General features: G+C 34.9%; 13 protein-coding genes. 2 read left to right on the forward strand and 11 right to left on the reverse strand.

All coding sequences use genetic code 11. The features are described 5' to 3' along the window. Window positions 1-36 precede the first annotated feature (36 nt). The 4 genes from I3259_RS16345 to I3259_RS16360 form a co-directional block, all read right to left on the reverse strand. Window positions 37-1,713, reverse strand: a complete 1,677-nt coding sequence (locus tag I3259_RS16345; protein WP_238030730.1) for a hypothetical protein — start codon at window positions 1,711-1,713, stop codon at window positions 37-39. Between the two features lie 64 nt (window positions 1,714-1,777). Then, complete coding sequence (locus tag I3259_RS16350; protein ID WP_238030732.1) at window positions 1,778-2,449, reverse strand: hypothetical protein; 672 nt, start codon at window positions 2,447-2,449, stop codon at window positions 1,778-1,780. 170 nt (window positions 2,450-2,619) lie between these two features. Further along, a complete protein-coding gene (locus I3259_RS16355) occupies window positions 2,620-4,149 on the reverse strand; it encodes a hypothetical protein (RefSeq protein ID WP_238030733.1) in 1,530 nt (509 codons plus the stop codon). 322 nt (window positions 4,150-4,471) lie between these two features. After that, window positions 4,472-5,350 (reverse strand): OmpA family protein, encoded by an 879-nt coding sequence (locus tag I3259_RS16360; protein ID WP_238030735.1) that lies wholly within the window; start codon window positions 5,348-5,350, stop codon window positions 4,472-4,474. 461 nt (window positions 5,351-5,811) lie between these two features. Here I3259_RS16360 and I3259_RS16365 point away from each other — a divergent pair, with 461 nt between their 5' ends. After that, complete coding sequence (locus I3259_RS16365; RefSeq protein ID WP_238030736.1) at window positions 5,812-6,696, forward strand: hypothetical protein; 885 nt, start codon at window positions 5,812-5,814, stop codon at window positions 6,694-6,696. A 90-nt stretch (window positions 6,697-6,786) separates the two neighbouring features. On the opposite strand, the gene I3259_RS16370 is transcribed toward I3259_RS16365, so the two are convergent. The 7 genes from I3259_RS16370 to I3259_RS16400 form a co-directional block, all read right to left on the reverse strand. After that, entirely contained in the window at window positions 6,787-7,236 is a 450-nt protein-coding gene (locus I3259_RS16370) for a hypothetical protein (protein WP_238030738.1), read from the reverse strand. A gap of 2 nt (window positions 7,237-7,238) precedes the next feature. After that, entirely contained in the window at window positions 7,239-8,261 is a 1,023-nt protein-coding gene (locus tag I3259_RS16375) for a hypothetical protein (protein ID WP_238030739.1), read from the reverse strand. After that, window positions 8,251-8,523: a hypothetical protein gene (locus tag I3259_RS16380; protein ID WP_238030741.1), complete on the reverse strand. Its 273-nt coding sequence runs from the start codon at window positions 8,521-8,523 to the stop codon at window positions 8,251-8,253. The genes I3259_RS16375 and I3259_RS16380 overlap by 11 nt, the downstream gene beginning before the upstream one ends. Continuing rightward, complete coding sequence (locus I3259_RS16385; protein ID WP_238030743.1) at window positions 8,516-8,785, reverse strand: hypothetical protein; 270 nt, start codon at window positions 8,783-8,785, stop codon at window positions 8,516-8,518. The genes I3259_RS16380 and I3259_RS16385 overlap by 8 nt, the downstream gene beginning before the upstream one ends. 1 nt (window position 8,786) lies before the next feature. Beyond that, the gene (locus I3259_RS16390; RefSeq protein ID WP_238030745.1) at window positions 8,787-11,657 is read right to left on the reverse strand and encodes an FtsK/SpoIIIE domain-containing protein; all 2,871 of its coding nucleotides are present in this window, start codon (window positions 11,655-11,657) and stop codon (window positions 8,787-8,789) included. 17 nt (window positions 11,658-11,674) lie between these two features. After that, complete coding sequence (locus I3259_RS16395) at window positions 11,675-12,313, reverse strand: hypothetical protein (protein ID WP_238030747.1); 639 nt, start codon at window positions 12,311-12,313, stop codon at window positions 11,675-11,677. Between the two features lie 590 nt (window positions 12,314-12,903). Then, window positions 12,904-13,578 (reverse strand): hypothetical protein, encoded by a 675-nt coding sequence (locus I3259_RS16400; protein WP_238030749.1) that lies wholly within the window; start codon window positions 13,576-13,578, stop codon window positions 12,904-12,906. 481 nt (window positions 13,579-14,059) lie between these two features. On the opposite strand from I3259_RS16400, the gene lafA reads away from it, so the two are divergent. Next, window positions 14,060-14,929, forward strand: a complete 870-nt coding sequence (gene lafA, locus I3259_RS16405) for a lateral flagellin LafA (RefSeq protein ID WP_238030751.1) — start codon at window positions 14,060-14,062, stop codon at window positions 14,927-14,929. Window positions 14,930-15,041 lie beyond the last annotated feature (112 nt).

A 15,041-nucleotide genomic window follows, 5' to 3' on the forward strand; every position in this document is an offset into this window, starting at 1 on the left:
AAAGAGGTGGAGGATCAGGCTATATTACAAATAACATTAATGGATTAATTTAGTCTTAATACGACTTAGATCAGCTTTAAATGATGCTAAGTTAGCCTTAATAGGCATTAAGATTTCCTTACGCTTTAAATAATTTACTCGCTTCTTATATAAGGATGCAATAAGACTAAAAAGTATTATAGCAATAACAATGAGCAATAAAGCAGGAACAATAAAGGATAATGCCACAAGGATTATTCCCAAAATAGTTACAATATTACTGCCTTTAGAATACTCACAAGAAGTAAATGAACTCCCATTAAATTCAATATCTTTATTTATATTATAAATATATTCAAAATCTAGCGGATTATCATCATCATTTTTAATTTCTCTATCACTAAATAAAAGCCAATCGCCCATTTCTGATGAGGCAAGCATACTTTCAGGTAGATTTAGATTATATGTATTACCATCACGAACACGAACAGATACTTTACCAGATAACGTTGAGCTTCGAGTACGATAATGTTCTGTTGAACTACGGTAAGTTGATCCCGTGTAAGTGGAACCATAATAATGTTTAGTCTCCGTTTTTGTGGTGACCGCTTCGGTTACATCAGAAACATCATTGCTAATATTTTTGTTAATAATTTGTCCCAAATAAAATTCAAACGTCACCTGTTTTTTCGTTGGTGAGGAATACACATGTTCATGCTCATATTCAACCTCATAATTTAGATAATGTTGCTCCATGATTTGCTTTTCTATCTCAGCAAAAGAAACACGCGAAGAGTGTATCCCTTCGTTTTCTGAAGTTACGGTTGTTCCAGTCGGAGCATGATTTTCGTCTGTATTTTCAAACTCAATAACAGCATCATTTTTTGCTATTTCATCAAATAAAGCACCGCCGCAATCAAAACAATATGCATCTTCCGCACTTACTCGCTTATGACAATGAGAGCAAAATATATCACAATCATTTTTCGCTCGCTGGCTAAACTCATACCCTAATGAAAACAAATTTGTCGACAATATTTGATCAACACTCTCTTTTACTGCTTCATAGCCAAGTAGTTTTCTATCAAACTTATTATTAATAACTTTCTTTTCTTTTGTGTAAGCAAAGCCACCAACACACACACTCAAAATTAATATAATAATAGGATCTGTAATATTAAAAGAAGCAAAAGTAATAGCAGCTATGAGCAATACAAAAAACCACATCCAAGCGATATTTTTACTAGGATACTCATTGAAATCATTAACTGATGACACTCTTTGTTCACTATTAAGATGAATAAAAATGCAAGGTGCACAGCTATTATCAATAACAAACTTTTTATCTTTTTTTGATAAAATATTGTACGTTAATGTATAAGTATTTGGATAATACAAGGTCACAACCTGACCTTTTTCAATACTTAGTAGATAATCACTTTCCGCAGGAATAGATGTTTGGATCTCTTTCCCATTTTTATCTTTAATAACAATCCATATATAACTATATTCAATATCATTTTTACTCGATCGATACCCACGTTTATAATAATAGGTTGATTCAACAATCCCTGTAATAGAATAAACATTTGGATAAAATTTTTTTACTTTATCAAAAATAGTTGGGTTAATATCAATGATATCTTTCGGGCTATAGTCATCATTTAATGCATCTCCACAATCGACACAATATTTATCACCAATATATACGGCATTCTTACAATGGTAACTCATCCTTGTCTCCCATAAATAAAAGCCGCTGTATGGCACAACGGCTCTATAACTTCATCAAATATAATTAACGAATTTCACTTAATAGCATTGGCTTACCAAATCCTAATAAGTCAGCTTGGCTTTGTTGGAAATATTCTTTCCAAAACGCTTCTAATTTAGCCATTTTTTGAGATGAGACATATTGATTACTCCCAGCAATAACGCCTGTACCAATCACATAAACATCTGCACCATTAAAATTAGCAAACATACCAACGGTTTTTACTCGCTCAATTTCTAAACTTGGCTCTATTTTTCTTGTCGAGTTTTGAGTATAAAATGAAGTAATATCAGAGTTTTCCAACATATCACTGATCAATACAACAACTTTCCTATTTGCCGAAGAAGATAAAAGAACTTGTTCACTGATATCTTGCAACGAGCCAATTAATTCAGTATTTGTAGGTTTTTCTTGCGGTTCAAACGCCTTTTTAAATAACAGTCCTAATTTTGAAACCATAAAATTCTGCTGCTTAGATAAACAAGCATCAAAATACTTTAAAGTGTTTTTTTTGATGTATTGCCTAACATCCGAGGCTAAAGGAATATCTAACTGCCCCTTAAAATTTACTCGCGTATAACTGTCTTGAGCAAAAGATGAGAACTCTACAAATTGCACACTATCTCCCGATTGAATAAACCGCTTGATATCCGTATACAATGCTTTTTTTATATCTAACGATAATGAGTGTGCCATAGTTTTATCCACTAAAATAATCAATTCGCGCTCATTAGGTAATTGATAATGTTGCTTTGGAATATCTTTGGCACAACTCGGCACGTCATTACGGACATTCATTGCCTGCGTCGTTATAGGAAAGATAATCAAGCTAATCAAGACACTTTTTAATAACGATATCACTTTCATTATATTTGGCTCTCTAAGGCTTGCTTTTGTAAACGGGCAATACGCTGCACAGGTGTTTCTGCTTGTTTCTCATTGTTAATAATTCGCAACGCTTCAACTATTTGCTCATCGGTTAGTGAGTCATATCGCTCATTTCTAACTTGCTCAACTATCTCTTTAGAGAGCGATGTTTCTTTCTCATTAGCCAGCATAGTTTCCTTAATAGGCTCTGGCACTTTTGACGTTTCAACATACTTTGGCACTTCATTTTGAATTAATTTTCGAAGTTTAAAGTAATTGATAAAACTACGTGATGATGGGTGCTTAGCCGCTTTTATTGCTTCTTGCTCTCCAGAATTTTGCTGTGCGAATATAGCTAATTTACTTTGCAAATGTGATAACACACTTTGCGCAACACGTTCAACACCAGCTCGCTTAGCGGCGTAATAGTCTAAATATGCATTTACATTAGAAAAGCGATACGTCGCATCATATGCATTCGATGATTCTGCACCAGAAAACGTCGATTTAAATCCTAAATAAATACTATAAACTTGCATCGCAACAAAAATCACTGCCAACATAATAAAGGTCATCCATCCACCTTTTTTATCCGCATTCACAGTATCAATCTTAGCCTTTTCATCTGCTTCATCATTAATATCTGTTAACTCTTTTGGAACAGGTAATGTATCAAGCTCAAAAGGCTCTGACGGAAAAGAATTGTCTGCACTCGTACTATCACCATTAATAATCTCGATAGAGTATTTTTCAAGTACTTGCCCTCGAACATAAGTAGCCCCAATGGCAACAACAGAGATAAAGACTAAGGTAAAAATACTCACACCCCAAGACTTAGTGAAATTGGCATTTGTTTTTGCTAATCGATTGGCAATTTGACGCCATGATGGCGAATGATCATCTTCTTCGTTACTTTTAGTTTTTAGTCCTACACGAGAATCAGGTTCAATGATATTGGGTTTGTTTGGGTCATTTTGCCAACGTAAACGCACTTTGCCTATTTGTTGATTTTTATAAAGTTCTCCTCCTGTTGCATGGGTAAAACCAACAAGCAATACACTAATTAATAGAGCAACACCAAACGTTATCTGTTTTCTTACCGCTTCACTAGCATCTATCGATATATAATCAGCTAATACATAAGCAAAACCTACGGCTTCAATAATCACTAATATAACTAATAAAAACCACGTATACCATTTCATCGGGTTAATACCAGTATCGCCGACCTTATTTAAATACAAACTTGATTGTTCATAATGATAAGAGTCAGCAATATATTTATCATAAAAGGGTAAAAAGCTATTACACACTTCACGCTCAGAATTAAACCAATTTTGATCATCCATCGACAATCGTTTTGATAAGCGAGCATTTTTCCCAAGAATAGGGAAACGGTAATACCATGCTTTTAAGTGTAAATTTATAGTATCTCGGTTACTAAAATATATAACTAAAGATAATAGTGCAGATACAATGCTGCCAACTATTATTTTATTTAATAATATCCACTGCGTTAATTCTTTCATTATTACGCCTTCCCTGGTTTATAATCAGCAATCATTAATCCTTTAGGCCCTTTATAATAAACTTTGCCATCAAAAGTATTAAATGAACCATTTTTACTTACTTTATCTATTGCTATATCAAGGCACTGTATCGGATAGTTTTTATCTTTTATAAATGCTCGATAAATTACGCCTTTGCTACCACTATAGATATTGACATTAACTGACTTCTTCGTTTTAAATGGCTTATTTTTTTGTCCATTTTTATGATTTTCATAAACAAAAATAACAGGAGGTTCTGTTATAGAAAGAGAATGTTTACTGACAGATATTGGTGATATTGCTACACCATTGATATTTTTTTACTTTTACTTAATAAATTATCGTGACTACGTAATTTTGCAAATGCTGGTTCTGATTCTTTATAACGTACAAAACCTGTAACAAATTCTGGCTTATTCGAAAATGAAACAATTTCAATTCGTCTATTTTCAGCACGCCCATCTTTTGATAAATTTGATGCAATTGGTTGTGACTCGCCAGCACCATAAATATAGATATACTTTTTCTCGACACCTTGTGATATTAATGCTTGAGCAACACTGTAAGCTCGCTGAATAGATATTTTAGCATTAGTTTCTGCGGAACCTTGGCTATCGGTATGACCTATGATCAAAATAGCTTGTTTCTTATTTTTGACAACATCAGCATATTTTTCAAAAAAACGCTTATGCTTAACACTTGTAATGTTCGTTTTTCCTGAAGAAAAGATATCACCTTTTACAGTTGCAGATAATCCAACATTTTCCGCCGTTCCTACAACTTTTTTAATCGACTCAATATCGTTATCTTGTTCTGCCTGAACAATCCTCTTTGATTGAACAACAACAAACTCTTGCTGGCTCGTATCTTGCTCTGCTGCAATCGAACCAACTTGTTCAAATTCAATATCAACCGCTTCTTGAGCTGCCAGCTTTTCTAATTTTTCTTCATGTAACTTCCAAAAAAAACCAGCCGTACAGCCAACCGCAGTTCCCAGACCAGCTCCAAGTAAAGCACCACCAGAGTCCCCAATCCAGTAGCCGACAAGCCCTCCTAAACCAGCACCAACCCCACAACCAATTAATGTAGTTGTACTAATTCCACCAAAATCATTACTGGCACAGCCTGTTACACCAACTGACATCGCTACAGCGACACTAATTGCTCTATAGTGAGGCATATTTAATATCCATATTATTTATAATAGATAATCATATAATTCAAACCACATGATAGTTTTTAATGAAGTTATACGAATTAAAATGTAAAACAGCAATTCTATATAGAGCTGATAATTACACAATAATTAGACACATATAAATAAGCAACCAATGTAAAAATGCGAACCACTTATCATATTTATGATAATAAAATTATATCACACCAATATAATCTCACCATTGTTCTAAAAAATATTATTTTTATTTATTAAAAATTGACAGCCGCAATGGCTGTTATCTTTACCGACACACTTCACAAAAAAAACACATATAAACATTATAATTAATAATGTTTTTTATTATATTGCAATAATGGTGTTAATGAATTTATAATAAATAACATCATCCTTTCTTAATATAAAACAAATACCTTCAGCATAAAAATTTACATAATTTCCATCTTATTAAAAGGAATTAATCTATGCTCAAAAAGTTATTAACAATGTCAATTTTATCATTAGTAACAAGTAGTTCTTTTGCTGCTGACTACAAACTATATGATGGAAACCAAGGTGTTAAAGGATTCGATCCAAGTATGATAGAGGGTCGATTTAAAATTGTAAAAGGTCAAAATGAAGCAGATACACATGTTTTTTATAATAAATCATTTGTAGAAATCCATAAATTAAATGGTGATGTTTATAAAAAACTACAAGAGGAATTTAAAGATGATTTAAATATTCGTGGTTTTGTTGAAAAAATGGAAGGAGATTTAGAAAGTGACCTTTATAATGATAAAATTGAAAAAGACTTTTTAAACAGAATAAAAGGTACAAATATAAAAACTGTTTCAGAACAGAATGCAATGCTACTTGATAAAAACTTAAAAAAGGATGATAAGTATTGGGAAGAAAAGAAAAAAACATTTAATACTCTTCTTAAATCAATGCGGTTTGTAAGAGAAGAGAAAGAAAATAGCAAAGAAGTTGAAAAAATAGTAATACCAAAAGATTCTATTTATATTAAAAGTTATTCGAAATTTAAATTATTGGAACGAGTATCTGCGGGTTACAAGAAAAATAAACTGAGAGAAAATCAACTTAATTTAGCAACTAAACATATCGCAACGACAATGGCAAATTTAGCAAAAAAAATGAAGTTGGATAGTGTTTATGAAATGGATGGAATCTTAAAAATTTTTACATTTCCTATGGTTGTTGATGTAGTAAATAAAGACACAATCATTTTATATCCATTAACATACAAAAAAACACCTATCGTATTAGAAAGAGTAAGTATGAATGATAAAAACTATCAACCAATTTCATATTATGAGTGGCTGGAACAAACTGGAATAATAGAATAAGTTAACAGTAAACGAATGTATCACATACGTATTGCATTAAAAAATAAACCTCCGATACTGGAGGTTTTATTTTAATACAGAAAGCTATATCTAAATCGGTGTTACATATTTACTAGCTTTATGATTAAAGCGTTCACTTTTAGATGTAAATTCAAGCCCTTTATCTCGATGTCGCTCGCTTAACGTTGTAGCTCGTTGATATTCATCTTTCTGTCTTAATGTGTCTTCTTCTCGCTCTTCTAAACTCGAATGAAGACCTGCATACTCATTTATCAACTTAGTCATCTCGAAAAAACACCTAAGGCGTTCCTCACTATATTGATAGTATTGCCGAGCAGTACCTTCAAAAAGTTCATACTGTTCAAGTAAAGGCTGTATATGAATTTGTCTGGCTCTTTGCCCTGCATCATCAGACCAAATAGCTAAAAGCGTTTGTGACTGATCTGAGTAATGGTGTAATGAAAGAGCTAGTGTCATTAACTCATCATCTAAATCCATATGGCTACGTTGGTAGAAAGCGGTATCAAATGTCGGTTGCATGATTATCCTAAAAATACGGGGGCATCAAATGCGTGTAACAAATTGGCTTTATTTTCAAGAGCGTAGCGTAATTTGTAAATCTCATAGACAAGATCATTCTGGCTTTGCTCGTTATTACGCAATACACCTAATGCCATTCCATTCTGTTGATGAAGATCTCGTTGGCAATTAAGCTGATGATGTACGCAAGTTTCTATCCCTTTAAGTATGTCATCCATTTGTTGTAACGTTCTACGTTCTTCATCAAGCATATATTTAGCCGTCAATGAATTTGTTTTTGCATCTTCTGCATTGGACAGCGATGAGTATGCGTGTTTGATTGCAATTGTCATATCGCGAACCGCTGATTGACTCCCCTCAACTTGTCGTGACGCATCAAAGAGCTCATCTCTTGCTGCTATAAGCTCACATTCAGCGTCTTTTTCTTCTATTATCGCGCTTTGTAATTTCCTATGGGCCGCATTCATCGCTCGACGCTCTTCCACTGCAGGGTTTCGCTCATAACGATACTCAGGATTACCCTTACTGTCTCGCCCAACGTATTCGCGGATCATTTGTGAACTAGCATAATCGTACTCAGCTTTGGCTCGGTTATATACGCTTTGTGAACGTTCTCTCTCTGCTTTTGCGTGATAAGCCCTACTTTCAGCAGCACTGACTCTTTCACTAGCTCGTGATTTCCAACTTTGTGCTTTCGCCAACTGCGACTCCCAAAAAGACTCATTATTTTGGGTATTACTCAGTTGTGTTTGTGATGCCATCAGCTCTTGCTCTCGATCTTCGAGTATACGGTTTGTCTGCTGATATCTTCTTTCGTGACTGTCCCAACGATCTCTTTGCATATCCATAAGATGTTCATAAAGAGCACCAAATCGATAAACATCATTATCAAGCCGATTACTATGCTCAACGCCATTTTTTTCATTTGAGGACAATATTTTACATACTTCATCGCTCAATGCATTTTGTGATTGAGATAAGAAAGAATATTCCTCAAGCTGGGCAATTAACCATTTAGGTTGCATGCGCTTCTCCTCTTTCTTTTCGTTCTGCAATTTCTTTTGAACATTGCATCATCAACTTTTCAACTGTGTGCTGATATTCAGATAGTTGATTCGATAATACTTGAAATTGCATATCTGCTTCTTCAGCACCTTGGCCTTCATAGCTTTCTTTAAGTACAGTCCAAGCCACGAGAAGTTCATTAAAGGCTTGCTCTAATTTCTTTAAGTTTCGTTGAGATTGCAATTCTAACGTTTCAAGTGCCATTAACTGATTATTATTCATGGAGATAATTCCTCAGTATATGTAAACGGTACTCAAGCCCTTTTTGCAACCCTGGCGTAAGGTTATGCGTAAGATTGGATGCGGCCGTATCTAACTCAGTGTGGATCGTTTGATATACATCAACCTTAGAATGAGGTAACAACGTATTGACTTCTTCTAGTGGTTCAAAAATATCTCTTTGGCACTGTCGGACAGCTTCAGAGAAGCTGTCCAATTGCATCACAAACTGTTGTAGGTTCTGTTCTACATCATTCAATGACACGTTAATTTCTCCACAAATCTATGTATTGGCGCAATCCATTAAGCTCATCTGTATGCTCTTCAGCATTACTGTAACAATAAGGTCTGAACTTGATTGGATAGTTTTGCGAAGCATTAGCGTACAGCGCATATATTGGTACTCGAGTTGTTTGCTGCAGCAACGCAGCATGACGAGATTTAATCACACTGAAACTATCATCTTCAGACATTTGTAATACTATTTTGTGTTTGAATAAATCAATATCACGACGATCAAATACTTTAGTCACAGCACGAACATTATCAAAACTCATTACAATATGAATGCCATACTCAGCCCCTTGCTCCAATAGCTCTGAAATAATCACACCTAAATCACCATGTTCTTTTACACCATAACGACCAGATTGCTGCTGAAGCTCTGTTGCGCGTTGCGCCTCGTTGACAACGATATAGATCGTTGGTTGAGCTAGCATCTGTTCTTCATCCATGGATTTTCTACGTTCAAACTCAACTTTAATATTTGCTAAATCGTGACTAAATTCAGTGATGTTTTCACGGTAGTTAACTTCAGATGAATAACATATATCAATAGCTCTGCTCATAATGCCGTGCCAAGGCGAACCTTTTATTGCGCGCTCAAACAGGTATAACTGACAATCACCTACGGGATGGTTAATAGATAATTGACCAAGCCAGTAACTAAGTAGCCCTGAACGTGCTTCATTAGATTCACCGACCAATAATAAGTGCTCATTCGTTCTACGACGCATCACAATATTGGCCTGCCCATGAATATTCATTTCTCGACCTAGCCAGAAATTGGCTGGTTTCTCAACGCTATACCATTCTTTTTCACCAAGCCCTTGCTCATATTCAGGTTTATTAGCAAATTCAACCAAATTTTGTGGTGTAGGTTGTGAATAATAATCATTAAATAATTGTTTTAACTGTAAATTACCACTCAAATGAGGCTGATCTGAACCATCTAATAGGATAGCTTGATGATGATATTTTGGATTTTCTTGCTGTTGCCACTTATCAGCTAATTTTTTTATCAAATCAATACGTAGATCATCTGAAAGATAAGTCACTCGGCCTGCACGGTTTTTATCATCATTTGCTGCTGAATCATTTATAACTACTTGGCCCGCTTCTTTACACGCACGAAGTAAGCGTTTTCCGTTAGGACCAAATTCTTGTAATGCAGTCACATCAGCTTCACTCATTTGCATGCCCATTCGTAAATGAATGTTACCGAAAATACTTTGTTGATTTTGCATGCCAGAAGCACCAAAACGCTGTGAACCAACAAGCATATGAATACCTGCGCTTCGACCTTGTGTCGCAAGTTTTTCCATCAGATCGGAACCTAGTCCATCACGATCATCTTCAAATAGGGTCTGATATTCATCAACCACTAACAAAATTCGAGGCAACTTATTTTTTTCTTTTTTACGGTAATCACGTAAATTTTCGTAGCCTTCTCGTTTAAACAATTCATTACGGCGGATCATTTCTTCAACGAGCTCACTTAATACACTACGTGAAAGATCAGGTGAGGTATTTAAAGAAACAACTTTAGCATGAGGCAGCGTTGGGTAACATTTAAACTCAACCCCTTGCTTACCATCAATTAAGTACAGTTCAAGTTCATCAGGACTATAGCGACATGCAAGTCCCATGATAAAGGCATGATATAAATTAGATTTACCCGCACCAGTCATGGCACCAAGCATTCCATGGGCACAAATTTGGCGACCATTGCTCTCACCAAACCATAGTTCTAAATCATCTTTTTTCGCACCAGTACCACCAATGGCTACGCGAATTTCGTGGCCTGTATCTCCCGTCCACCAATTTTCAGGATTAGTATCAGTTACATCGGTAAATTCAAGTTTCGTTTCTTTAGGTTTTGCCTTAGCGACACCATCTAAAATCGTGTTAATTGTCTCGTCACAAATTGACTCAGGGCCAATCATGAACATGTCGAGAGATGATATCGCAGTAATATGATTCTCACTTGAGCGGATATTCTTCAGCGATTCAAATAAATCCATTGATGCGCCATTAGGTAGATCAATATCTTGATTATGCTGAAGTATGACGTACTTACCAGTAACAGAGCCTGTATTAGCGATTTGGGCTAGCAACTCTATAGAGCGACGGTCATAACCTTTAGGGAAATTTGAAGCGATGACGAATTCAAACTTTTCATTACCACGAATATCTGCATCCACATCCATCAACCGTCGAGTACGATTATCTAAATAGTTTTGTCGGATACGGTTTATATCATTAAGCACTTCTTCAAGAGTACGAGCAATATCATTAGTTAATGGACGTTTGAAAGGAAGCTGTTTTATATAAGGAAAGCTTTCGCCCATTTTCGCAGGATCAAGCAAACAGAATTGTGCGCCGTATGGCAACATAGCGCTTAATCTCATGATGATGTTATGCAATGCTGCTTGCGTCCATTCTAGATCATCTGTTTTTACTCGATAACAATATGTATCACTTCCAGACATAAACGGAACGGTGACAGGAATTTTAACTACCTCATTATCAATTGGTAGTTTTTGATAGCCAATAACCAATTCATTAGGCATATATTGGGTATTAAAAGGGAAATTTTGCCAATCTTGCGTAGTTAGATCAGGGCTATCAATAGGTGATAAACTAACAGCAGCTTCTTTTAATGTTTTTTTGGCATTAGCTAAATGCTTATGTTGCTCTGAGATCTCATCTGTTAATAGTGACTCTGCACACTGTAATAATTTTTCTTGTATTTCTGTATGTTTATCTATGCTTTTTTCAATATTCTTGTATAGATTAGCCTGTTCAAAGGTCTTTTTAATTTTAGTACTTGTTAATTGTCTAATTAGTTTATTCATCTTGCTCTACACACCTATTATTTATTAAAAAAACCCATATATTGCTCAAGGAGTTGTGGATTATTTTCTTTAAGAGCGAAAAATAGACCACCACAACCAATAACGATTGTTAATATGGTGTAACGTATTGTGCGTCGTTTTTTTAATACTCGATTAGTTTCATTTTCTATTTCTTGGGCAAGTTTTACCCTTTCAAGGTGTGCTTCTTTTATTGGATTTGCTGCTTTAGAAAACGCTTCAGATATACGTTCATCATCTTCACTCAATGATTTAAAATCATCATTTCTTGTCAAGACTCTATTTTGATAATTTGATAGCTGTTTGGATTTAAAGAAACTAAATGCTTGTGTGTTAACTTGATCACATTGCTCAAATAAGGGAACTAAAGACTGTTTTAATTCAACCAACATGGGGTCATCTAAAGTTTGCGGCGATTGACCAGAAGATTTAATAGCATTAATTTTTTCAACAACTTTTGGTTGCTTAAATTTAGCTGCATATTTTAATGCTGATTGACTATTCGCTCTAAATGTTCTTATACTTTGTTCGCATTCAGAAATCTGTTTTTCTGACTTAGCTTTATGTTCGTATCCCTCTTTAAACATCATTTGAAGTTCACGAATAGTACGCTGATCTTCTCGTTCTGCAACTGGCATTCTTTCAAGTTCCTTTAGGGTTATAAAACTGTTATCTCGGTATACACGACAACATAACAGACATCATCTTCGTTTTATTTTCAATTAAAAATAAAAACCATATAATTATTATACATATAAAATTCAATTAGAATAATTATTAATAATTATATATCTTATGATTGATTTGTTATATTTTTTAGCTTAAAAACGAAATATATTATTCATAAAAAAACCGATATTAATTAAAAAACACACAATGCATCTCATTAATATTTGTTAAAGCTAAAAATTAGAAAATATATTATTTTCATTTGGTTATTATATAATTCCTTTACTTTTACAATAAAGTTGATTGTAATCCCTACATCCAACTAATGTAGTGCATAGTGAAAAAGTTAATTACGTAGGTTTTACTTTCATTTTCTTTGTAAAAAGAACATTACTCATCACATTCACCATGAATAATCTTTTTTAATACTCCCGAATTTAATTAAAGACATCGAAATTTCTCATTACGACGGCATCATATAAGGTCTATCAACTTTCGAACATAGACCTTAATAAGCTTACTTGACTACAAAGTACGTATATAACGCTTGGTTATAATGTTAGTCACGTTTTTGTTTTTCTATTTCTGATGATTGAATAGCATCTTTTAAGTGCTTATCATCAGACTCACCTTTCTTAGCCTCTTCTGCTTTTTCTTTTGCTTTTTCTTGTACTTCCGCAGCTTTCTCTGCTGTCGCATTCGCTAATTTAACTGATTTTTCTTTTACTGTTTCAGCACCTTTATTTGAATAGTGTCGCAACAATATTTCAAGAGCTTCAAATCGTGGATGAAGTTTATAACTGACGAACATAAAAATATTCAGCGATACAAAACCTAGTAACAAAAACATCATCCCGATATCAAACATATTTGCAGCATATTGAAGCCCATTAATAAACTCATTACCTCGATCATTACCTAATAGTTGAGCCATTTGAGACATTTCGCTATATGCCTGATAAAGGTTGTAATATAGGTAAATTAATGTAACTGCACCGATACCTTTGGCTAATATTTTAGGTAATCCCATAAAACAAGCTGCAGCACCTATTATCATTAGTATAACAATCGAAAAACCGTAAAAATCCACACCTGTTACTGATGAAGTAGTTCCCCAAGCCTTAATTGTTATCGCTGGTAAAAATGAGCCTAATACAATTAGGCCATAGGCAACCGTTCCAAATTTATTAAGCCACTTTGGTACTGCTTGCTGTTGTTCAATTGATCCTTCCATTTGCATTCCCTATTTTGTTATTTATAAGTAAATACTGAAGTAGCAATATCTACCTTAAGAAACCTCAGATACAACAGCAACGCCAATTGACCAAGGTCATAATATGGAAAGTATCATACGAAAATATGCTTCTAATTACAGCCATCAGATGACCGTCAAATTTTTGAATTCAGTCGCATATTCAGCATGAATATTCAGTTTTAGTTAAATACATGGGCTCTGGCAGACTCACATACTAGAGATCACAGCATTACCATAATATTTGCGATATACCTTATTATTTTTAAACACTCTTCACTGTCTCAACGATATCGTGTTTAACCAGAAAAACTTACTTTACAAATGACAACTTTATTTAGTGGTTATATAAATAATAAAAATCACATCTTCTAAAAATAAAATTTAATGATCTTTTCCAACTGACCGCATAGATACAGTGAGCAGGAAATACCTCGATAGATTGATTACAAGGAGAACTATCATGGCTCTATCTATGCACACCAATTACGCATCACTGGTTACACAAAACACACTAAACAATACTAGCAATTTGTTAAACACAGCAATGGAACGTTTAAGTACAGGTTTCCGTGTAAATTCAGCTGCAGATGATGCTGCTGGCCTTCAAATCGCAACTCGTCTAGATGCGCAAACTCGTGGCATGTCTGTAGCTATGCGTAACTCGCAAGACGGTATTTCAATGATGCAAACTGCTGAAGGTGCGATGGATGAAATGACTAACATCGTCTACCGCATGAATGACCTTGCAACACAGGCATCAAACGGCACAGTATCAGCAAATGACCGTGTGGCTTTGGATGCAGAATTCCAACAACTTGGTGAAGAGCTTGCAAACGTAATGGCCTCAACAAGTTTTGGTGGACAAGATATTTTGACCGATGCTGGCTCATTTGGTGTAGGCGCGGTTAACTTCCAAATTGGTACCCAATCAGGTGATCAACTTGCAGTTGATGTGTCAACTGAAGTACAAGCAGTGAATGCAACCATTGGTACTTCAGGCTCATTAGCTCTAGGTGATTTAACTTCTGCAGCTAACGCACAAACAGCACTAACGACCCTAACAGGTGCTAACGGTGAAGCGGGTTTACTGAAAGAAATTGGTGATGCACGTTCTGCACTAGGTGCCAACATTAACCGCCTTGACCACACCATCACAAACCTAGGCAACATGGTTGAGAATGTATCTGCAGCCAAAGGTCGTATTGTTGATGCTGACTTTGCAGTGGAGTCATCAAGCATGACTAAAAACCAAATGCTGATGCAAGCCGGTACAACGGTACTTTCCCAAACTAACCAGTTACCGGGTATGGCAATGTCACTACTTCGCTAAACTATGGTTTTTTTTTCCTAAGCCTCCTTCGTGGAGGCTTAATTATATGGTCCGCCCCATCCTAAGCCGTTAGGCTTAGGGTAGGCTTTCAAAGAGGTGAACCATATGTCTA

This window comes from Photobacterium sp. Ph5, assembly GCF_022129445.1.
GTDB lineage: Bacteria > Pseudomonadota > Gammaproteobacteria > Enterobacterales > Vibrionaceae > Photobacterium.

Coding starts and splice junctions, on each gene's coding strand:
- I3259_RS16345 (WP_238030730.1), bottom strand. CDS start 1,713: ATGAGTTACCATTGTAAGAATGCCGTATATATTGGTGATAAATATTGT.
- I3259_RS16350 (WP_238030732.1), bottom strand. CDS start 2,449: ATGGCACACTCATTATCGTTAGATATAAAAAAAGCATTGTATACGGAT.
- I3259_RS16355 (WP_238030733.1), bottom strand. CDS start 4,149: ATGAAAGAATTAACGCAGTGGATATTATTAAATAAAATAATAGTTGGC.
- I3259_RS16360 (WP_238030735.1), bottom strand. CDS start 5,350: ATGCCTCACTATAGAGCAATTAGTGTCGCTGTAGCGATGTCAGTTGGT.
- I3259_RS16365 (WP_238030736.1), top strand. CDS start 5,812: ATGCTCAAAAAGTTATTAACAATGTCAATTTTATCATTAGTAACAAGT.
- I3259_RS16370 (WP_238030738.1), bottom strand. CDS start 7,236: ATGCAACCGACATTTGATACCGCTTTCTACCAACGTAGCCATATGGAT.
- I3259_RS16375 (WP_238030739.1), bottom strand. CDS start 8,261: ATGCAACCTAAATGGTTAATTGCCCAGCTTGAGGAATATTCTTTCTTA.
- I3259_RS16380 (WP_238030741.1), bottom strand. CDS start 8,523: ATGAATAATAATCAGTTAATGGCACTTGAAACGTTAGAATTGCAATCT.
- I3259_RS16390 (WP_238030745.1), bottom strand. CDS start 11,657: ATGAATAAACTAATTAGACAATTAACAAGTACTAAAATTAAAAAGACC.
- I3259_RS16395 (WP_238030747.1), bottom strand. CDS start 12,313: ATGCCAGTTGCAGAACGAGAAGATCAGCGTACTATTCGTGAACTTCAA.
- I3259_RS16400 (WP_238030749.1), bottom strand. CDS start 13,578: ATGGAAGGATCAATTGAACAACAGCAAGCAGTACCAAAGTGGCTTAAT.
- lafA (WP_238030751.1), top strand. CDS start 14,060: ATGGCTCTATCTATGCACACCAATTACGCATCACTGGTTACACAAAAC.